This window comes from Ruegeria sp. BG8, from assembly GCF_056538325.1.
In genome coordinates, this window is sequence record NZ_JBQFSZ010000002.1 from 48,120 (window position 1) to 69,260 (window position 21,141).

At 57.1% G+C, this 21,141-nt stretch carries 19 protein-coding genes; 11 read left to right on the forward strand and 8 right to left on the reverse strand.

Annotated features, from left to right (window positions below; all coding sequences use genetic code 11):
• The first annotated feature begins 93 nt into the window (after positions 1-93).
• From ettA to ACR0DG_RS05485, 4 genes are all read left to right on the forward strand, one after another.
• Positions 94-1,749, forward strand: a complete 1,656-nt coding sequence (ettA, locus tag ACR0DG_RS05470; protein WP_480615473.1) for an energy-dependent translational throttle protein EttA — start codon at positions 94-96, stop codon at positions 1,747-1,749.
• A gap of 86 nt (positions 1,750-1,835) precedes the next feature.
• On the forward strand, positions 1,836-2,498 hold the full coding sequence (locus ACR0DG_RS05475; protein WP_480695111.1) for a hypothetical protein: 663 nt from the start codon (positions 1,836-1,838) through the stop codon (positions 2,496-2,498).
• Between the two features lie 183 nt (positions 2,499-2,681).
• Positions 2,682-2,888, forward strand: coding sequence for a cold-shock protein (locus ACR0DG_RS05480; protein WP_155149991.1), 207 nt, complete (start codon positions 2,682-2,684; stop codon positions 2,886-2,888).
• A gap of 167 nt (positions 2,889-3,055) precedes the next feature.
• On the forward strand, positions 3,056-3,616 hold the full coding sequence (locus ACR0DG_RS05485; RefSeq protein ID WP_480695113.1) for a L,D-transpeptidase: 561 nt from the start codon (positions 3,056-3,058) through the stop codon (positions 3,614-3,616).
• Here ACR0DG_RS05485 and ACR0DG_RS05490 read toward each other — a convergent pair whose 3' ends face one another.
• Positions 3,617-4,255 (reverse strand): arylesterase, encoded by a 639-nt coding sequence (locus tag ACR0DG_RS05490; protein WP_480695115.1) that lies wholly within the window; start codon positions 4,253-4,255, stop codon positions 3,617-3,619.
• Positions 4,256-4,302: 47 nt separating this feature from the next.
• On the opposite strand from ACR0DG_RS05490, the gene ACR0DG_RS05495 reads away from it, so the two are divergent.
• Both ACR0DG_RS05495 and ACR0DG_RS05500 read left to right on the forward strand, forming a co-directional pair.
• Positions 4,303-4,998 (forward strand): ABC transporter ATP-binding protein, encoded by a 696-nt coding sequence (locus ACR0DG_RS05495; protein WP_480695117.1) that lies wholly within the window; start codon positions 4,303-4,305, stop codon positions 4,996-4,998.
• Positions 4,995-7,523, forward strand: a complete 2,529-nt coding sequence (locus ACR0DG_RS05500) for an ABC transporter permease (RefSeq protein ID WP_480695119.1) — start codon at positions 4,995-4,997, stop codon at positions 7,521-7,523. The genes ACR0DG_RS05495 and ACR0DG_RS05500 overlap by 4 nt, the downstream gene beginning before the upstream one ends.
• 2 nt (positions 7,524-7,525) lie before the next feature.
• Here ACR0DG_RS05500 and ACR0DG_RS05505 read toward each other — a convergent pair whose 3' ends face one another.
• Complete coding sequence (locus ACR0DG_RS05505; protein WP_480695121.1) at positions 7,526-7,972, reverse strand: RrF2 family transcriptional regulator; 447 nt, start codon at positions 7,970-7,972, stop codon at positions 7,526-7,528.
• A gap of 95 nt (positions 7,973-8,067) precedes the next feature.
• Between ACR0DG_RS05505 and ACR0DG_RS05510 the strand changes: the two genes are divergently transcribed.
• On the forward strand, positions 8,068-8,637 hold the full coding sequence (locus ACR0DG_RS05510) for a gamma-glutamylcyclotransferase family protein (protein WP_480695123.1): 570 nt from the start codon (positions 8,068-8,070) through the stop codon (positions 8,635-8,637).
• 50 nt (positions 8,638-8,687) lie between these two features.
• Here ACR0DG_RS05510 and gltX read toward each other — a convergent pair whose 3' ends face one another.
• Positions 8,688-10,013, reverse strand: coding sequence for a glutamate--tRNA ligase (gltX, locus tag ACR0DG_RS05515; protein WP_480695125.1), 1,326 nt, complete (start codon positions 10,011-10,013; stop codon positions 8,688-8,690).
• A gap of 138 nt (positions 10,014-10,151) precedes the next feature.
• Here gltX and ACR0DG_RS05520 point away from each other — a divergent pair, with 138 nt between their 5' ends.
• Entirely contained in the window at positions 10,152-11,084 is a 933-nt protein-coding gene (locus ACR0DG_RS05520) for an MBL fold metallo-hydrolase (protein ID WP_480695127.1), read from the forward strand.
• 3 nt (positions 11,085-11,087) lie between these two features.
• Here ACR0DG_RS05520 and ACR0DG_RS05525 read toward each other — a convergent pair whose 3' ends face one another.
• From ACR0DG_RS05525 to ACR0DG_RS05535, 3 genes are all read right to left on the reverse strand, one after another.
• Complete coding sequence (locus tag ACR0DG_RS05525; protein ID WP_480695129.1) at positions 11,088-12,416, reverse strand: NAD(P)/FAD-dependent oxidoreductase; 1,329 nt, start codon at positions 12,414-12,416, stop codon at positions 11,088-11,090.
• A gap of 153 nt (positions 12,417-12,569) precedes the next feature.
• On the reverse strand, positions 12,570-12,803 hold the full coding sequence (locus ACR0DG_RS05530; protein ID WP_480695131.1) for a hypothetical protein: 234 nt from the start codon (positions 12,801-12,803) through the stop codon (positions 12,570-12,572).
• Between the two features lie 323 nt (positions 12,804-13,126).
• Complete coding sequence (locus tag ACR0DG_RS05535) at positions 13,127-14,785, reverse strand: NAD+ synthase (RefSeq protein ID WP_480695133.1); 1,659 nt, start codon at positions 14,783-14,785, stop codon at positions 13,127-13,129.
• Positions 14,786-14,931: 146 nt separating this feature from the next.
• On the opposite strand from ACR0DG_RS05535, the gene ACR0DG_RS05540 reads away from it, so the two are divergent.
• A complete protein-coding gene (locus tag ACR0DG_RS05540) occupies positions 14,932-16,404 on the forward strand; it encodes an MORN repeat-containing protein (RefSeq protein ID WP_480695135.1) in 1,473 nt (490 codons plus the stop codon).
• Between the two features lie 4 nt (positions 16,405-16,408).
• Here the strand turns inward: ACR0DG_RS05540 and ACR0DG_RS05545 are convergent, their stop codons facing one another.
• Positions 16,409-17,074 carry an SDR family NAD(P)-dependent oxidoreductase gene (locus ACR0DG_RS05545; protein ID WP_480695137.1) on the reverse strand — a complete coding sequence of 222 codons (666 nt, stop codon included), beginning with the start codon at positions 17,072-17,074 and terminating at the stop codon, positions 16,409-16,411.
• 286 nt (positions 17,075-17,360) lie between these two features.
• Here ACR0DG_RS05545 and ACR0DG_RS05550 point away from each other — a divergent pair, with 286 nt between their 5' ends.
• Entirely contained in the window at positions 17,361-18,929 is a 1,569-nt protein-coding gene (locus ACR0DG_RS05550; RefSeq protein WP_480695139.1) for a 2-isopropylmalate synthase, read from the forward strand.
• A 172-nt stretch (positions 18,930-19,101) separates the two neighbouring features.
• On the opposite strand, the gene rlmJ is transcribed toward ACR0DG_RS05550, so the two are convergent.
• Positions 19,102-19,887, reverse strand: coding sequence for a 23S rRNA (adenine(2030)-N(6))-methyltransferase RlmJ (gene rlmJ / locus ACR0DG_RS05555; protein ID WP_480695141.1), 786 nt, complete (start codon positions 19,885-19,887; stop codon positions 19,102-19,104).
• 155 nt (positions 19,888-20,042) lie between these two features.
• Between rlmJ and ACR0DG_RS05560 the strand changes: the two genes are divergently transcribed.
• On the forward strand, positions 20,043-21,089 hold the full coding sequence (locus ACR0DG_RS05560; RefSeq protein WP_039523195.1) for a rod shape-determining protein: 1,047 nt from the start codon (positions 20,043-20,045) through the stop codon (positions 21,087-21,089).
• Positions 21,090-21,141 lie beyond the last annotated feature (52 nt).

Consider the following 21,141-nt stretch of genomic DNA (forward strand, 5'->3'; position numbering starts at 1 on the left):
TGCGCGAAATTCACAAAACCACCAGCTTGCCCCGCCCGCAATGCTTGGATATCTAGCGGTTCAACCTGATTTCCCCGACCCAGAGGACGCGACATGGCCGCCTATCAATATGTCTACCACATGCAGGGTGTCTCAAAGACCTATCCCGGTGGCAAGAAGTGCTTTGAAAACATCCACCTGAGCTTTCTGCCCGGTGTGAAAATCGGTGTTGTCGGCGTCAACGGCGCGGGTAAATCGACCCTGATGAAAATCATGGCCGGTCTCGACAAGGATTTCACCGGTGAGGCTTGGGCCGCCGAAGGCGCAAAAGTCGGCTATCTGCCGCAGGAGCCTCAGCTGGATGAATCGCTCACCGTGCGCGAAAACGTCATGCTGGGCGTGGCCGAGAAAAAGGCGATCCTCGACCGCTATAACGATCTGGCCATGAACTACTCGGACGAAACCGCCGATGAGATGGCGAAGCTGCAGGACGAGATCGACAGCCAGAACCTGTGGGATCTCGACAGCCAGATCGACGTCTCGATGGAGGCGCTGCGCTGCCCGCCGGACGATGCCAACATTGCCAACCTCTCGGGTGGTGAGAAACGCCGCGTGGCGCTGTGCAAGCTGCTGCTGGAAGCACCCGACATGCTGCTGCTGGACGAACCGACCAACCACCTGGACGCCGAGACCATCGCCTGGCTGCAACAGCACCTGATCGACTACAAGGGCACCATCCTGATCGTCACGCACGACCGTTATTTCCTGGACGACATTACCGGCTGGATCCTGGAACTCGACCGTGGTCGCGGCATCCCCTACGAAGGCAACTACTCCGCATGGCTGGAACAAAAGGCAAAACGGCTGGAGCAGGAAGCGCGCGAGGACAAGTCCAAGCAGAAGACCCTGCAGCGCGAATTGGAATGGATGCGTCAGGGCCAGAAGGCCCGTCAGGCCAAATCCAAGGCCCGGATCAACGCCTATAACGAACTGGCCGAACAGTCCGAGCGCGAAAAGCTGACCCGCGCCCAGATCGTTATTCCCAACGGCCAGCGCCTTGGCGGCAAGGTGATCGAGGTCGAGGGTCTGTCGAAACACATGGGCGACAAGCAACTGATCGAAGGGCTGGATTTTGCCCTGCCCCCCGGCGGCATTGTCGGCGTCATCGGCCCCAACGGTGCGGGTAAATCGACGTTGTTCAAGATGCTCACCGGCCAGGAACAGCCCGACAGCGGCACCATCACGCTGGGCGACACGGTCGAGCTGTCTTACGTCGACCAGTCCCGCGACGACCTGAAAGACAACGACACCGTGTGGGAGGCGATCACCGGCGGTGCCGAGATCATCCAGCTGGGCGACGCACAGGTCAATTCCCGCGCCTATTGCTCGTCCTTCAACTTCAAAGGCGGCGACCAGCAGAAGAAAGTCTCGCTGCTATCAGGGGGTGAGCGCAACCGCGTCCACATGGCTCGCCTGTTGAAAGAGGGTGGCAACGTTCTGCTGCTCGACGAACCGACCAACGATTTGGACGTCGAAACCCTGCGCGCGCTGGAAGACGCGCTGGTCGATTTCGCCGGCTGCGCTGTTGTGATCTCGCACGACCGCTTCTTCCTCGACCGGATTTGTACGCATATTCTGGCATTCGAGGGCGATGCGCATGTGGAATGGTTCGAGGGCAACTTCGAGGATTACGAAGAAGACAAAAAGCGCCGTCTGGGACCGGATGCACTGGAGCCCAAGCGCTTGAAGCATAAGAAGTTTGCGCGGTAATCTACCCAAGATTGCGACTGCCATAAGATTTGCCATTTAAAATTGATTCTCTTAGAGATCACCTCACATAGTATGAGGTGATCTCCATGGACTTGATCGTCAAACTACCAGACCGTGACGTCGAAGGTGATGAAACAAAAACACCAAAGGAACAGCAAAAGTTCCTTCGAAACACGCGATCAATCTCTCTGCACTCCTGCGGCACCCCGTTTGCGTCTAAAAAGATCTACAAGGTTGATTTTCTTATCAATGGTAGGACCGTACACCAAGGAATCTACTGTATAGATCGCCTAGGTTCGCAAAAAGGTTACGCTATTGTAGGACAGCAAGAGATCTTAGACGCGAGTGGTGGGCAACCGATGCAGTTAAGAATTCATGAGGCAAACGCGCAAGATGTTGCCTCATGGCTTAAATCAAACCTGAACCCAGAGCGCAGAGCCTTAGGCACAATTCTTGCAGAAGACTTGGAAAAATCAGAGTCTCTGCGCAGGGAGTTGGCTAGCCTAGCCAAAGAAGCCAGTGAGAATTTTACTCGTGCAGAGGAAGAACGCAAAAGGTTAAAGGAATCCCGGTATTGGGTTCTAGTGATGTCAATCGCAGCGTTCGTTGGGGGCTCGCTTTTGGACTTGGGCCTTTTGGAAGAGAAGTACGGATTTAGTATTCAGCCAGGAGTTTTGTCGATTAGCGCCTTGCTAGTGGTCCTTTTCGTCGTTCTATCTTGGCTTAGACTACAGTCCAATCAGCCTTGATTGCTCGCCACCTATTTCTAAGTTCCACCCTTGCCACACGCCCACCCCAATGCCATATGCAAAGGGCTTACGTTTTTCTATTTCGACCCACTGTCTCCTTTTCCGGCGCTCAGTCATTCGATCCAGACTACGACGCCAGGCTGCCGCATCCCCGTGGGCAGCACCAAACAGGAGAATACGGATATGCCCGCAGGCACCGTTAAATGGTTCAACACCACCAAAGGCTACGGCTTTATCGCGCCCGAAGATGGCGGCAAAGATGTGTTCGTGCACATCTCGTCCGTAGAACGCTCGGGCCTGACCGGCCTGGCCGACAACCAGAAAGTCACCTACGAGCTGCGCTCGGGTCGTGACGGCCGCGAAAGCGCGGATAATATCGAACTGGCCTAAGCTGTTCCAAGGGCAGAGGAAAACCTCTGCCCTTTTTGCGTCAGGCAACATAACTGTGGCCCGTTGACGACATCACATTTCAGTTACTCTTGACCGCAGATTGACCAGATCGGCTATCATTCCGACACTATGGTCATGATTTTCCTGTTGTATTGAAGAGAACAGATATGTTTACACGCCGTACATTCCTGACCGCCGCTGCCGCGACTAGCCTTGTACCCGGCGCAGCGATTGCAAAGAAAAAACCCGTCGAATATGATCCCACGCCCCAATTCGTTCGGGTCAAGAAAGAGTTTCTGCCGGGGCAGCTTCTGGTCGTACCCCGATCGTTCTATTTGTATTATGTGACCGAGCCGCGCAAAGCGATCCGGTATGGATGCGGCGTTGGCAGAGCGGGGTTGGAGTTCACGGGCACCGCAACGATCGACGTCAAGAAAGAGTGGCCCACATGGCGCCCCACCGACGAAATGATCGAGCGCGAACCCATCACCTATGCGCGGTTCAAGGATAACGACTATGTCCAACCCGGCGGTGGCGACAACCCGCTGGGTGCCCGTGCGCTATACCTGTTTCAAAACGGCGTAGACACGTATTTCCGCATCCACGGCACAACCCAGCCGCAAACCATAGGACGTGCAGCCTCAAACGGTTGTATCCGCATGCTGAACGCGCATGTCGTGGATCTTTACGACCGCGTACCGATCGGAACCGTTGTGACGGTTGTCTGATTACGGGTTAATCGTCTGAACCAAGGTCAGAACGTGGGGGCCCAAGTTCTCGACAATACGGCTGACACCCGTGGCATTGGGGTGGATTCCGTCTGGCTGCATGTATTCACGCGCGGCCTCTGGGTTCCCTTCGACAGTCAAACCCGTGAAAAAGCTGGGGGCATACGCAGTACCGTATTGTTGGGCTAATTCAGGGTACATCGCATCAAACGACGCCTTGTAGTCAGGACCGTAATTCCCTGGCGCCTGCATTCCAATCAAAAGAACAGCGACGCCTTTGGCTTCGGCAGTTTTGACGATTGCCTCAAGATTGGACCGTGAAACTGCTGGGTCGATCCCGCGCAACAGGTCGTTTCCGCCAAGGGCCACAACAATGCCGTCAACCTCTGGCGTCAGGGTCCAGTCAACGCGCGCAGCCCCGCCTGCAGTGGTATCCCCCGAGACACCAGCGTTGATAAGGCGGACATCAGCGCCCTGAGCCGCAAGCCAACGGTCAAGTTGCGGCACGAAACCATCTTGCTCGGGCAGCCCGTAGCCCTGGGTGAGTGAATCGCCAAGCGCCGCGATCACAGTCGTTTCGGCTGTGGCTCCGAAACCGCAGCAGGTAAGCAGCACCGTCATCAAAACCTTGCGCAACATCTTTAACGCTCCATATCAAATCCGAACGTCCAAGGTTGGAAAACGCAATGACCTCAATCGTCCTGTCCCTTAAGAATGCGGCATTGTCGCTGGATGGCAATGCCGGTCTAGTGGATATCCTGCACGACATTACATTGTCCGTGAACAAGGGGGAAACCCTGGGGCTGGTCGGACCGTCCGGGTCAGGCAAGTCTTCGCTGCTGATGTTGATGGGCGGGCTTGAACGCGCCACGACCGGCACGATCGAGGTTTTGGGTCAGGATGTGACCCGTTTGGATGAAGACGCTCTGGCCCGGTTCAGGCGGCAGTCGATGGGTGTTGTGTTTCAGAACTTTCATCTGATCCCAACCATGACCGCGCTGGAAAACGTCGCGACCCCGCTGGAATTGGCGGGGCAGAAGGATGCCTTTACCCGGGCAGAGGCCGAATTGGACGCGGTTGGGTTGTCGCACCGGCGAAACCACTATCCCGCTCAGCTATCGGGTGGCGAGCAACAACGCGTTGCTTTGGCCCGGGCATCAGCGCCGCGACCGCAGATTCTATTGGCCGACGAACCTACGGGGAATTTGGACGAAGCAAATGGGGCGGCCATCGTAGACCTGTTGTTCGACCTGCGCGATAAGCACGGCGCGACACTCATTCTGGTCACCCATAGCCACAGCCTTGCACGCCGGTGTGACCGTGTCGTTCGCTTGCGAGATGGGCGGATCGCCGAAGATACGCTGCAAGAGGCCGCCGAATGAGCCTGCGCCTTGCCGGGCGTTTGGCACGCCGTGAATTGCGTGGCGGGCTGCGCGGATTTCGGGTGTTCCTGGCATGTTTAGCCCTCGGCGTTGCCGCGATCGCCGCGGTAGGTTCTGTCCGATATGCAATCCAAACCGGACTCACCCAAGAAGGGGCAGCTCTTCTGGGCGGGGACGCCCAATTGGAATTCACCTACCGCTTTGCCACAGACGAAGAGCGTGACTGGATGCTGCAGTCGGCCAACGCGATATCAGAGGTTGTCGATTTCCGGTCCATGGCGGTCTCGTCAGCTGGGGGCAGCACGGATCGCGCGTTGACGCAGGTGAAGTCTGTCGACAACAGTTACCCGCTGCTGGGCACGCCGGTCCTTGAGCCGGATATCTCTCTACCAGAGGCACTGAATGGCAATGGCGACCTGCCCGGTGCCGTCATGGACCCCTCTCTGATCGACCGACTCAACCTGTCCATAGGATCCGTATTTGCCTTGGGAACCCAAGACTTTGTCCTATCCGCCGCTCTTGTGCATGAGCCCGACGGCGCCGCCGATGGGTTTGGGTTGGGACCACGCACCCTTGTCCGGACTAAAGATCTGCAGGCATCCGGACTGCTGGCTCCGGGGACACTGTTTTCGACCAAGTATCGGCTTGCGCTGCCGCAAGGTACTGACCTGGCGGGACTCTCGGGCTCCGCGCGTGACAATTTCGAGGGCACAGGTATGCGCTGGACCGATGCGCGAAACGGTGCCCCGGGAATATCCGAGTTCGTCGCACGTCTAAGCGCCTTTCTTGTCCTTGTTGGCCTATCGGGATTGGCCGTTGGGGGAATTGGTGTCTCTGCCGCGGTCCGCGCATACCTGTCTCGGAAAACAGAAACGATCGCCACTTTGCGCACACTTGGTGCAGATCGGGCGACGATTTTCCAGACATACATGCTGCAGATAGGGGTCCTGTCCGGCGTGGGCGTGCTGCTTGGGGTGGTTTTAGGTGGCGCGATCCCAGTTGTACTGGCCCCGCTGATCGAAGCACAATTGCCGGTGCCCGCAGTATTCGCGATCTATCCCCGCCCCCTGATCGAAGCCTCGCTTTACGGCGTACTGACCGCGTTTCTTTTCACGCTTTGGCCTTTAGCACGCACGGAACAGGTGCGCGCAGCGACCCTCTTTCGCGACGCTCTGACGTCGGCCCGGGTGTTCCCGCGGCCTGTATTCTTACTGGCAACTGCCATCGGATTAACCGTTCTGGTCGCTTTGGCAGCATGGTTCAGTGGCTCAACACGGCTGACCTTGTGGACAGCCGGTGGGTTAATCGGGGCATTGGCACTGCTGGCACTTTCGGCCATAGTAATCCGAAAACTGGCCCGCGCCCTGACGCCCTGGGCCCGCGGGCGACCAACACTACGTTGGGCTCTGTCGGCAATCTCAGACCCGCGTGAGGGGGCCGCTTCGGTTGTTTTGTCACTGGGGTTGGGCCTTTCGGTTTTAGCGGCAGTGGGCCAAATAGACGGGACGCTGCGCAACGCGATTTCGGGCAACTTGCCGGATGTTGCACCCTCGTACTTCTTCGTTGATATCCAAAAGGACCAGATGCCCGGTTTCCTTGAACGACTGGAAGCCGACCCCGCCGTGAGCCGTATCGAAAGCGCACCTATGTTGCGTGGGATTATCACACAAATAAACGGGCGCGCTGCCCGCGAGGTCGCCGGGGATCACTGGGTGCTGGACGGAGATCGCGGCGTGACATACTCGGAAAAACCGCCCGAAAACGCTCGCATCACCACAGGGAAATGGTGGGCCGAGACCTATACCGGCACCCCACAAGTCAGTTTCGCGGCTGAAGAGGCCGAAGAAATGGGTCTTAAACTGGGCGACACTCTGACGGTAAACATACTCGGGCGGGACATATCTGCCGAAATCACCTCACTGCGTGAAGTTGATTTTTCGACGGCTGGTATGGGTTTTATTATGTCCATGAACCCCGCCGCTCTGGCGGGTGCGCCACATAGTTTCATTGCAACGGTTTATGCCGAAGAGCAGGCCGAAGGTCCGATCTTGCGCGATCTTGCCGGTCAGTTCCCCAATATCACCGCTATACGTGTGCGCGATGCGATAGATCGTGTCTCGGGCCTTTTGGCCGGGCTGGCTTCGGCAACGTCATATGGTGCGGGCGTGTCGCTGTTGACCGGATTTTTGGTCCTGATCGGCGCTGCCGCGGCAGGAGAACCGGCACGCAGATACGAAGCTGCGGTTCTCAAGACACTGGGTGCAGACAGACGAAGCATATTGTTCAGCTTTGCCCTGCGCGCAGTTTTTCTGGGAGCCGCCGCCGGGGGCGTCGCCTTGTTAACGGGGATATTGGGCGGATGGGCCGTCGCCACCTATATCTTCGACACTGCGTTCAGCATCATATGGCCGTCCGCCATAGGCATAGTCTTGGCCGGAGTTCTCGTGACCCTCGGCGCAGGTCTGGCCTTTGCCCTTCGCCCTCTTGCCGTGCGACCGGCCCGCATCTTGCGGGCCAGTGACTAGAACTAGCGAACGCAGGCGACCGGCTGAAGGATTTTCAACAGCTTGTCGTTGTCACAGACAAGCGCGTCCAAGGTGATTTCGTCCAGCGAGGCGTAAAAGACTTCGGCCGCGTCCTGCAGCGCCAAGCGTAATCTGCAAGCGTCGGTTAACGGACAGGTATTGTCAGCGTCCGCAAAACACTCGGCCAAAGGCAAGTTTCCTTCGACATGACGAAAGACCGAGCCAATGCGAATCTGTTCGGCCGGTCGCGCCAGAGCCATACCGCCGTTCCGCCCGCGCTGCGTGCTGAGATATTCAAGCTGGCTAAGCTGATTGATCACCTGTGCCAGATGATTTTCCGAGATATTACAAACCTCTGCGATCTCGGACTTGGTCACCAGCCGATCCTGATGCGCGGCGCAGTACATCAACAGGCGTACTGCAATGTTCGTCCTTTTGGTAATGCGCATGATTGCCTCCCAGTTTTCACGATGCGACCTTATTGCATGTCTTGCAAAAAGGCGGTTTGACATACATCAATCAGCGAAACAGGAACCGAGATCCCATGGCAGACCCCTACTTCTTTGGCTATGGCAGCCTTGTGAACCTTGCGACGCACGATTTCCCCGACCCGCGACCTGCCCGGTTGCAAGGCTGGAAGCGCGTCTGGCGTCACACCGACTTGCGGCAGGTCGCCTTTCTGACCGTCGTGCCGGATCCGGACACCGAGATTGAAGGGATGATTGCGCACGTGCCCAAAAACGACTGGGCCGCATTGGATAAGCGCGAATGGGCTTACGACCGGGTACCAGCCACACAATCGGTGTCACACCCGCTTACCCATGAGGTTGAGATTGCAGTTTATGCGGTCCCTCACGACAAGCAGAACGAACCGACGAACCGCCATCCACTTGTACTCAGCTACATTGACGTAGTGGTTCAGGGGTACTTGCGGGCATACGGCGAAGATGGCGCAGACCGGTTCTTTGCCACCACTGATTGTTGGGACGTACCAATCCTCAACGATCGGGCTGCACCACGATACCCACGGCATCAACAACTGAAAGCAAGCGAGGCGGAGTTCGTTGACGATCGCCTGCGTCGACTTTCAGTAGACATCATCAACCCGGCATAGAAAAAGGCGAGGTCCGTTAACCTCGCCTTCTAAAAGTTTTCACCGGCGAATTATCCGCGCGCGCGGATAACCTGAAGCAACGGCAAAAGGGCTGCCATCTCGGGCCCCCGCTCCATTCCGGTCAACGCTTTGCGCAAGGGCATGAACAGGCCTTTGCCTTTTCGGCCCGTCGCTTCCTTGACTGACGCCGTCCAGGTCGCCCAGCTGTCACTGTCCAGCGGGCCTTCCGGCAACAGAGAAATGGCTTGTGCGATAAACTCTTGGTCCTCGTCAGCGATCAAAGGCTCCGCGCCGTCGCGGCACAGGTCCCACCATCCTTTGAGGTCGGCCAGAGTCGTGATGTTTTCTCGAGCCATCGCCCAAAAGGGTTCTGCCAATTCTGCCGGCACGCCCGCCCCTGCAACCGCATCGGCCACAGCTGACAGCTCCAGTGACTGCAGGTGTTTGGCCGTCAGCGGGAACAGGTCTTGAACGTCAAATTTGGTCGGCGCCGCGCCAAAACGGCTTACATCAAAACCCTCGATCAGTTCGGACATGTCCGCGCGCAGCTCGACTGGATCGGATGACCCCAAACGCGCCATCAGACTCAGCAGGGCCATTGGCTGTACGCCTTGTTCGCGCAGATCACGCAGCGCCAAAGTGCCCAAACGTTTGGACAGAGCCTCACCCTGTGGACCCGTCAGCAAGGAATGGTGGGCAAAACGGGGGCATTGGCCACCCAGCGCCTCGATAATCTGTATCTGGGTCGCGGTGTTGGTGACGTGGTCAGAGCCGCGCACAACATCGGTTACACCCATTTCCGTATCATCTACCACCGAAGCGATGGTATACAGAACCTGACCATCACCACGTATGAGCACGGGATCAGAGACCGAGGCTGCGTCAATCGAAATGTCACCCAGAATCCCGTCTGTCCATTCGATGCGCTCATGGTCCAGCTTAAAACGCCAGACACCATTTCCCCGCTCGGCGCGAAGCGCTTCTTTCTCAGCGTCGCTGAGGTTGAGGGCTGCCCGGTCATAAACCGGTGGCTTGCCCATATTCAGTTGCTTTTTACGCTTAAGGTCCAGCTCGGTTGGCGTTTCAAACGCCTCATAAAACCGACCCATTTCGCGCAACTTGTCCGCAGCTTCATCATAGCGATCCAAGCGGTGGGACTGACGTTCGATCCGATCCCAATGCAGACCCAGCCACTCCATATCTTGCTTGATGGCATCGACATATTCTTCCTTCGACCGCTCGGGGTCAGTGTCGTCGATACGCAGGATGAACGTGCCGCCTGCTTTGCGGGCGATCAGATAGTTCATCAGGGCGGTACGCAGATTGCCCACGTGGATATAGCCGGTGGGCGACGGGGCGAAACGGGTGGTTGTCATAGGAGTCTCCTGTTGGCGCGGCTCATGTCATACGGGGGGCGTTTTGTCCAGTCACTGCGCCTGTTCACGGGAACGTCAGATGCATGTTGAAAACCGTGACCTATCTAAAGATGGCTCGCACACACAGGGAGACACAAAATGACTGTTAAATTGACCCGCCGGGCTGCGCTAGGTGCAGCGGCGGCTTTGCCATTTGCATCAGCTGCTGCGCCGGTTCTGGCGGCAGGCACAGAAACCAAAGCCAATTCAACCATCGCAAAATCATTTAAGCTGGGCGACTTCACCGTTACATCGCTATTGGACGGCAGCCTTCCGCGAGACGGCGCCAAGGAAATCTTTGGCGGCGGCGCTTCTGATGAAGAGTTTGCCAAAGTGTCGGCCGACAACTTCATCCCGGCGGATGCAGCGCAATTCTTCTTCACTCCAACACTGGTGAACACCGGGTCCGAGCTTGTCCTGTTTGATACCGGACTTGGGCAGGGCGGTATCCAAGCCGCGCTGGCGGATGCGGGTGTGACGCCGGATCAGATCGACGTGGTCGTTCTGACTCACATGCACCCCGACCATATCGGCGGCATGACAACCAACGATGCCCCAACCTTCACCAAGGCACGCTTTGTGACTGCAGCCCCGGAATATGATTTCTGGGCCGCACAGGATGCGGGTAACCGCGTGGGCGATCTGGTCACAGCCAAGGTGAAACCCCAAGCCGAGAAACTGTCGTTCCTCACAGATGGCGGTGAGGTTGCCTCGGGGATAACCGCCGTCGCGGCTTATGGTCATACGCCGGGTCACACGGTTTACCATCTGGAAAGCAATGGTCAGCGTCTTGTTTTGACCGCGGATCTGGCAAACCACTATGTGTGGTCATTCGCGCATCCGGAATGGGAAGTTCGTTTTGACATGGATAAGGAAGCAGCGACAGCGTCACGCCGCAAAGTTCTGGGAATGCTGGCTGCCGACAAAGTGCCGATGATTGGCTTCCACATGCCTTTCCCAGCGGCCGGTTTTGTGGAAACCCGTGGTGACGGCTTCCGCTTTGTACCGGTCAGCTATCAGATGATGGGCTAAGGGCTAGTACCCTGTATCCGGCCGCACAACTGAGCCATCCGTAAATCGGGACAGGCGAAATGCGGCCGGATCAACACATGGCGTTGTTCTGGCAACCAGATCGGCCATCAACCGCCCCGCTCCGGGGCCAATACCGAAACCGTGCCCTGAGAAACCGGTCGCGACATACATTCCGGGTATCTTTTCCACGTCCGAGATTACGGGGATCGCATCCGGGGTGACATCAATCAGCCCCGCCCAGCTTTGGATAAGCTCGGCTTTTTGCAACGCAGGCAGCCCCTTTTGCGCCTTGCTCCACGCCCGCCGCAGCACTTTCTGTGATGGTTCGGGATCCAGAACGCGACAATGTTCAAAAGGCGTGACGTCGGTCGGAAGCCACGACCTGTCATAGCCCGCTTCGACAGACCAGCGCTTGGACAAACGGAACCGAAGCGATCGCCATTCTTGACAGAATGCGGGCAAGAACTGGCGCGCCAATCTGAAACTGTCCGGCACGATATCAACCGTGTTTTCATGCCCCGACGCGATCGTGTACCCACCGTCGGCCCGTTTGCGAACTGCGAAATCATCCGACCATACGGCGGCTTCGGGACCTTGCGCAGGTGACGTCCGCAGAACAGTGTTCAACACTTTGAGCTGTGGGATTTCGATGCCAGCGTTCCCAGCAAACAATCGTGACCAAGCGCCCCCTGCCAGAACAACATAGTCACAGGCGACGCGCCCGCGTTCTGTGAATACACCTGCAATTCGTCCAGCCTGCACATCGACGCTGCGAACGGCACAGTTCGTCATTAGCACGGCCCCTCTGTCTCGTGCCGCTTCTGCGATTGCGGGCGCTGCCCATTGCGGCTCGGCCCGGCCATCGAGAGGCATGAACAAAGCCTGCTCAATACTCATGTGTTGTTCTGGTAATAACGCGGCCAAGGCTTGCCCGGATACCATCGTCGCACCCGTCTCAAGCCGGTCTACATGGCGCATCCATCGCTTCAGGTTTTCAGCGTCGCGCTTACCGGATGCTGCAAACAAGATGCCCGAGCGGGTAAAGCCTGTTTTTCGGCCCGTGCGTTGATCCAACCCGTCCCAAATGCGCTGCGCTTCCAGCATCAACGGGATTTCGCGCGGATCACGCAAACCCAAACGGACCCATCCCCAATTGCGAGAGCTCTGTTCGCCCGCGATCTGCCCTTTTTCACACAGAAGGACACGCGCACCACGTTCGGACAGCTCATAAGCTGTTGCGGCACCAATAATCCCACCTCCGATAACGACGACATCGACATTTTTCGGAAGATTCAGATCAGGTTCTACAAATGTCGGTTTGGGGCCGGGCATCAGCCGCTCTTACATCATTGCTCGGACCGCAATGAATGCCTGAGACCTGACCAGAGGCAATACGACCCTAGTCGGGTTTGCCACTATTTTCGTGATATGTGTTCTTGCGCACACGCGCGGCGGTTTCAGCCGATCGCTTCAAAGGCTGCAGCATCAGGCTGCGCCGACGAGTTCCGCCCATTTCTGCTTCAATGATGCGGTAAACCCAATAACCGTATCAGGGTCTTCTTCGGCAAGCTCTTCTGCTTCCGAAAGGTCGGCATATGTCGTTTCAGCCTTCGGGGTCACATCTGCCTTGACCGGTGCTTTGGGTTGTTCTTGTTGCAAGAGGTCAGAAATCGCCAGATCAAGCTTGGACTCATCCAAAGCCTGGCCTTCGGATTCCATAGATCTCCACGGAAGCGGAGAATGGAGCGGTTTGTCGTATTCCTCACGCATAGCGATACCAAATCGTTAACACAGCCACCAAATTTCAAGTGTCACGCACAACCCAGACCAGAACTTTACTCGTCTCTCTGCAGCAAGCAGAATTGCGTCACACTCGCCCGACATCGGGCAATAATACAGCTAAAATATGGCCAAAAGGCGGCACCGCTTCAAGCGACAAGGGCCTTTTTCGCAGAAGAACGGCTAACCCATCAACGAAATTGAAACACTTTCGCATAAAGCGAGTTATTGATGTTAATTTGCAGACAATTATCGGTGCAAAATCAGGACCGATCCCGCCACCGATTCACGATTGGATACCGTCGATCCAACCAGAACGCACGGCTGGTCAGACGTGTGCCCGGAGCGGACTGAAAGCGTTTATATTCGCTGATATAAACCAGATGCTCGACCCGGCGCGCATCCTCTTCGGCGAAGCCAGCGGCGACGCAATCTGCAATTGACCCGTCCTGATCTATCAGAATATCCAGAATCGCATCCAATACGGGGTAGTCCGGCAGACTGTCACTGTCTTTTTGGTCGGCGCGCAATTCGGCACTCGGGGGTTTGTCGATAACCGAAGGGCGAATAACCTCGCCTTCTGGCCCCATCATCCATGCGCGATGGTTGGAATTACGCCAGCGACAGGTTTCGAACACGCGCGTTTTGTACAAATCCTTGATCGGGTTGTAGCCACCGTTCATATCGCCATAAATCGTGGCATAGCCGACCGCCACCTCAGATTTGTTGCCGGTGGTCAAAAGCATCTCACCGAATTTGTTCGACATCGCCATCAACAGCAGCCCGCGCAGGCGGGACTGGATGTTTTCTTCGGTCAAGTCCTCGTCCCGCCCAGCGAATATCGGGGCCAAGGTCGCCGTTACCGCTGCGCGGCTTTCCGAAATCGGAACGTAGTCATAGTGAACGCCCAGTGCCTTAGCGACTGCCTCAGCGTCATCCAGAGATGACTGGCTGGTGTATTCCGACGGCAACATGACACAGCGTACGTTTTCCGCGCCAATCGCATCCACCGCGATGGTCGCAACCAAGGCCGAGTCCACGCCACCCGAAAGACCCAGCACCGCCTTACGAAACCCAGTCTTGCCCATATAGTCCCGCAGGGATTGAACCATCGCGCGATAGTCCTGCTCCCACGCATCAGGCTGGGGCACAATCTCGGACGGCACTATGCGCCAACCTTCATCGCCGCGTTCCAGATCGACATGGGTTACGGCCTCGTCAAAAACCGGCATCCGAAACGCAAGCTCACCTCCCGGGTTCAGGCCGAAGGTCGCGCCGTCAAATACCTGATCATCCTGCGCGCCGACCATGTTTAGGTAAAGCAACGGCAAACCGGTTTCGACAACCCGCGCAACCATGTGGTTCAGACGCACGTCATACTTGTCACGGTAATATGGCGATCCGTTCGGGATCAGAAGAAACTCGGCCCCTGTTTCTTCCAGTGTCTCGGCCACATCTGGATGCCAGCTGTCCTCGCAGATCGGGCTGCCGATGCGGGTATTGCCGACCGAATAAGGCCCACCAAGGGGGCCAGAGTCATAAAGGCGCACTTCGTCAAAGACAGTCTCGTTCGGCAAATGGTGCTTGAGCACCTTGCTGCCCACCTTTCCGTTTTTCAGAATCAGATAGGCGTTGAAAAGGCTGCCATCCTCAACCCACGGGCCGCCGATGGCCAATACAGGGCCGTCTGCGCATTTTTCCGCCAAAGCTTCAACCGCTGACATAGCCGCCCGATGAAACGCCGGTTTCATCACCAGATCCTGCGTATTGTAGCCCGTGATGAACATTTCGGGCAAAGCGATCATGTCGGCCCCGGCTGCACGCGCTTGTTCCCAAGCATCGAAGGCCTTAGCCGCATTGCCTTCGAGATCCCCGACAACTGGGTTGAGTTGCGCCAGAGTGATGCGGAAACGGTCGGCCATGGTGCCCTCTTGCCATCGTCTGTTCTAATGCCATTTACCAGATCGCGCCGCGAGGAAAAGGCAAATACGGCAAAAGCCGTTGCCCTGTCCCCAACGGTATCTTAGTTTTGCGCCAAAGGATGATAACCGGGCAGGCCGAGACAACCATGAACGCATTCCGTACCTCAATTGCTGCAACGGCGATCGCTTTGACGGCTTTGGCCGCGAATGCGCAGGATAGCCAAGTGATCACGGCCGACGATGAGGTCGGTGGCGTCTACGAAGGCACTTTTCTGAACGGCCTGAGACACGGCACCGGCACGTATCGCCTGCCAAACGGCTTTGAATATGCGGGGGAATGGGCCGAAGGCGAAATTCAGGGGCAAGGTATAGCCCGATACGCCAACGGCTCGGTCTACGAGGGTACATTTGCCAATGGACAGCCCGAAGGCCAGGGCAAAATCGTGTATCCGGACGGCGGCAGCTATGAAGGCGAATGGGCCGACGGATCGATAAACGGCACTGGTGTGGCGATATATGCCAACGGCGTGCGTTATGCCGGTGGGTTCAAGGATGCGCGCTATCACGGTAGCGGCGTTCTGACAGATCCAAGCGGCTACATCTATGATGGTGACTGGGTCGAAGGTGTCAAACAAGGCACCGGCAAGATCACCTCGGCTCAGGGCAATGTCTACGAAGGCGAAATTCTGAACGGCAAGCGTCACGGACAGGGCACATTGTCCGTCCCGGACGGCATGACCTATTCCGGAGAATGGCTCGAAGATCGCATGACCGGCAAGGGCCGACAGGTTCTGGCAAACGGGGATGTTTACGAAGGCGATCTAATCGACGGTCGACGGCAGGGAAAAGGTAAAGCGACCTACGCCAACGGAGCAATCTACGAAGGCGACTATGTCGACGACCGGCGGCACGGAAAAGGCCGTTTCCTGGGCTCGGATGGGTTTGAGTATAATGGCGAATGGGCCGAGGGTCAGATTGATGGCTTTGGCGAAATGACGTACCCTGACGGCTCGGTTTATGTCGGTGATTTCAGCTCGGACCTGCCGCACGGCAAGGGGACCCACACGTATCCCGATGGCATCATCTATGACGGGGATTGGATTGCGGGCATCTTTGAGGGCAGCGGAACGGCGACTTATCCAAACGGCGTGGTCTACACAGGACAGTTCAAAAACGGCCTCAGCCACGGAACCGGCGTACTGACATTCGCAAATGGTTACCGTTACGAAGGGGATTGGGTTGAAGGGGCGAGGCAAGGCGTTGGCAAAGCCAGCTTCCCTGACGGCACTGTCTACGAAGGTGAATTCATGGACGGCAATCGCCACGGTCAAGGAACCATCACCACTCCGCGTGGTTTTACATATACTGGCAGTTGGGCGGACGGAAAGATCAGCGGCAGTGGAACGGCGACCTATGCAACGGGCGACGTCTACGAAGGCAACTTTCTGGACAACAAACGCCACGGCGATGGCACGATGCGCTATGCGAACGGCGAAGAAGAATCCGGTACGTGGGAGAATGGCGTTCTGCCCAGCGAAAACAGGACCGAACCCGAAGCCACGGCACCCAACGAGACACCCGCCCAAGAGCCCGAGTCTGACACACCCTCGGACGGTTAAGCCGCTACCACGGCACAGGTCTTCCAGACCAATCGAAAAAGCCACCCGTTTCAGCGGGCGTCAGGTTGTCCACCACTGTCAGCAGGTTTTGCGCGGCCTCAGCTGGGGCGACCGCCGGGTGACGACCTACGTATTTCCGAGTGAACTCGGTCCGTACAGTTCCGGGGTGCAACGCAACGCAGATCGCTTGCTTGTGGGTGCGGGCAAGCTCGATCGCGGTCGTATGTACGATCTGGTTCACAGCGGCCTTGGAGGCACGATAGCTAATCCACCCACCTAACCGGTTGTCACCGATCGACCCAACCCTTGCAGATAACACTGCAAACACTGCGCGGGTGTCTCTGGGCATCAGACGACTTGCATGCGCCAAAATCAGAGCAGGACCAACCGCATTCAGCGCGAACTGGTTCATCATAGCCTCTGCCGACACGCCCTTGATTGTCTTTTCGGGCACGGCCCCATCAATCTCTAAGGCACCGGACGCGACCAGAATAAGATCAAAGGGGCCATCCAAAGCCTGCAAGGCCGCATTAATCCGATCAGGGTCCGTCAGATCGAACCCGTCCGACGACCGGGACAGTGTCGTGACGGATACCGACTGTTGAAGCAATTGGTTGTGAACGGCTGACCCAATTCCGCCTGATGCGCCGATGACAAGTGCAGTCTTCATTTTCGACCATCTAGCAGCCACTCACCTTCGATCAACTGATGCGGAAAAACTAAGTTCGCCAAGGCAAAGCCGAAATTTCCATCTTTTCATTCCTGGTGCGGGCTGTATAACCTCAACCTCATGATCAACCGCGCAGATATCCCTTTTGCCAACACCGCCCTCAGCGGTGCGTCGCTGCGTGGCCTACTGATCCTAATCCGCCTCTGAGCGTGCCATCCGGCGCGCCCGCTCAGAGGAGGACGCCAGCGCGCCAAAGGCTTTAGGACAGAAGAAGAAAGAGAATCCCATGACGAACGTGACCGACCAAGACCGCGTCTTGATCTTTGACACCACTTTGCGCGACGGCGAGCAAAGCCCCGGCGCAACCATGACCCATAACGAAAAGCTCGAGATTGCCGAACTTCTGGACGAGATGGGCGTCGATATCATCGAAGCCGGCTTCCCGATCGCATCCGAAGGCGATTTCAAAGCGGTCAGCGAGATTGCCGAGCGATCGAAAAACAGCCGCATCTGCGGTCTGGCACGCGCAAATTTTGCCGATATCGACCGGTGCTGGGACGCCGTTAAACACGCTGAAAAAAGCCGTATCCATACGTTTATCGGCACTTCACCTCTGCATCGCGCCATTCCAAACCTGACGCAGGATGAAATGGCCGAGAAAATCCATGAAACGGTCAGCCATGCGCGCAACCTGTGCGAAAACGTGCAGTGGTCGCCGATGGATGCCACCCGGACCGAATGGGATTACCTGTGCCGTGTGATCGAAATTGCGATCAAGGCAGGGGCCACGACGATCAACATCCCTGACACTGTTGGGTACACCGCACCTGTGGAGAGCGCCGACCTGATCAAACGCCTGATCGAAACCGTACCCGGCGCGGATGAGGTCATCTTTGCCACCCACTGTCACAACGACCTTGGTATGGCGACCGCGAACTCGCTGGCCGCCGTCGCTGGTGGGGCGCGTCAGATTGAATGCACCATCAACGGATTGGGCGAACGCGCGGGCAACACCGCACTGGAAGAGGTCGTCATGGCCTTGCGCACCCGCAACGACATCATGCCTTGGCATACGGGTATCGACACGACCAAGATCATGCATATCTCGCGCCGGGTCGCGACGGTGTCGGGCTTCAACGTGCAGTTTAACAAGGCCATCGTCGGCAAGAACGCTTTTGCACATGAAAGCGGTATCCATCAGGACGGCATGCTGAAAAACCGCGAGAATTTCGAGATCATGCGTCCCGAAGATATCGGTCTGTCCGGCACGTCTTTACCGCTGGGCAAACACTCTGGCCGAGCAGCGTTGCGCGACAAGCTCGAAACCCTCGGGTTTGATGTGGGCGACAACCAGCTCAAAGATATCTTTGTGCGGTTCAAAGACCTGGCCGACCGCAAGAAAGAAGTATTCGACGATGACCTCATCGCGTTAATGACGATGGATGAGCACGACGATTACCTGCAGCTGGTGTCGATGAAGGTCACCTGCGGCACAGGCGGCCAAGCGGAATCAACCGTTGAGCTTGAGATGGACGGCAAAGACATCATCGCAACCGAACACGGAGACGGTCCGGTCGATGCAACATTCAAGGCAATCAGAAAGGTCTATCCGAACAAAGCCCATCTTCAGCTTTATCAGGTGCATGCGGTGACCGAAGGGACCGATGCGCAGGCGACGGTATCAGTTCGTTTGGAAGAAGACGGCATGATAGCGACCGGCCAATCAGCGAATACGGACACTGTCGTTGCTTCGGCCAAGGCGTATATCCACGCATTGAACCGCTTGATCATGCGTCGTGAAAAAGCAGGCCCAGGCGCGGATACACGCGAGATCAGCTATAAAGACCTGACCTGACGCGTTGAACGGGGTCTCCCGCAACCGCGGGTGCCCGGCTTCGCCGACCAACCTTACGGTTTTTGGGCCCGGCAGCGCGCCTTTGGCGCGCTGCCGGGCCCAACTTGTTTGACGGCATCTTTGATGCAGGCCAACAAGGCGGGAGGCCTCAGGTTGTCGGCCAGAATAGCGATCAGATATCCGCGAAAAGTTCTGACAGACGGTTCATCTCGTTTTCGATACCGAAAGGAGCGTTTAGAACATACATCCCGGAACCAACCATCCTGTGCCCTTGGCGTACGGGTGGGAAACGAACCTCATGGCATATAGCTTTCGGAAAATCTTGTGAATTCAGGCTTGAAATCATTGGCTTGTGAAGATCGCTTGTCAAAATGGGATACCACAATGCGATCACGCCCACGTTCCACTTGCGATGTAGTTTGGCAATAATACCCGGCAGACGATCGTATTCGGATTTCACCTCATAGCTCGGATCGATCAGCATGAGCCCCCGGCGCGGGGTCGGCGGGCAAAGCGATTGCACCAGCTCATACCCATCCCGTTTGTGAACCTGTCCGCCAAAGGGTGACATTGTCAGCGACAAGGCTTCGTATTCCTGTGGGTGTAACTCTGCCAATTGAATACTATCGTGATCGCGCAACAGGTTGGCCGCGATCAAGGGTGACCCCGCATAGCTCTGCGACCCATGTTGTTCCTGCACTTTGGTCAAAGCTCGGGTCAACGGATGGGACTCTGCGAACCAGCCCTCGCGCACTGCGCGCCCGATGCCAGCTGCGGCCTCACCAGTTCGGATCGCTGCGGCGTTGTCCAGGTGATAAAGACCACGCCCGGAATGCGTCTCAAGATAGGTCAGTGGCTTTTCTTTTTGGGTCAGGTAATCCAGCATCCAGGCCAATAAAGCGTGCTTTTGTACATCAGCCAGATTTCCAGCATGGTAAATATGTTGATATGAGAGCATGTTGCCTTCTAAAGTCCCAATCAATAAAGCGGAAAGGTGCTGATTGTCGCGGAATCAGCCCTTTTACCGGGCGAGATGGCACCCTATAAGGCATCCGTCCCGGAACCGTCGAGTCGCGGGCAGTGGAAATTCTGACGAACGGGATCAGTGAAAACATGGGCATTTTTGGCAATCTGGGCGGCTTGTTCACGGCGGACATGGCTATCGACCTTGGGACAGCGAATACGCTGGTTTATGTCAAAGGGCGCGGTGTTATCCTCTCGGAGCCGTCGGTTGTGGCTTATCACGTCAAGGACGGCGTTAAGAAAGTTCTGGCGGTGGGCGAGGATGCCAAGCTGATGCTGGGTCGGACGCCCGGTTCGATCGAGGCGATCCGCCCGATGCGTGAAGGCGTGATCGCCGACTTCGACACCGCGGAGGAAATGATCAAGCACTTCATTCGCAAGGTGCACAAACGTTCGACCTTTTCGAAGCCCAAAATCATCGTTTGCGTTCCCCATGGCGCGACTCCGGTCGAAAAGCGGGCGATCCGCCAGTCGGTTCTGTCAGCAGGTGCGCGTCGCGCAGGCCTGATTGCCGAACCGATTGCCGCCGCGATTGGCGCTGGCATGCCGATCACAGACCCAACGGGCAACATGGTCGTCGATATCGGCGGCGGTACGACCGAAGTCGCGGTTCTGTCGCTGGGTGACATTGTTTACGCCCGCTCGGTCCGCGTAGGTGGTGACCGGATGGATGAGGCGATCATCTCGTACCTGCGCCGCCAGCAAAACCTGCTGGTCGGTGAATCCACTGCGGAGCGCATCAAGACCACCATCGGCACTGCACGGATGCCCGACGATGGCCGCGGCCAGTCGATGCATATCCGAGGCCGTGACCTGTTGAACGGCGTGCCCAAGGAAATCGAAATCAGCCAGGCGCAAGTCGCCGAGGCTCTTTCCGAACCCGTTCAGCAAATTTGCGAGGCGGTGATGACCGCGCTGGAAACCACGCCGCCCGATCTGGCCGCTGACATCGTGGATCGGGGCGTGATGCTGACGGGTGGTGGTGCGCTGCTGGGCGATCTGGATCTGGCGCTGCGCGAACAGACGGGTCTGGCCGTGTCGATTGCCGATGAAAGCCTGAATTGTGTGGCTTTGGGCACCGGCAAAGCGCTGGAATACGAAAAACAACTGCGTCACGCGATTGACTACGAAAGCTAAGGCGCGCACCTTTATGGGGTGAGAACTCGGGCATGAGCAGCACGGGAAGGTA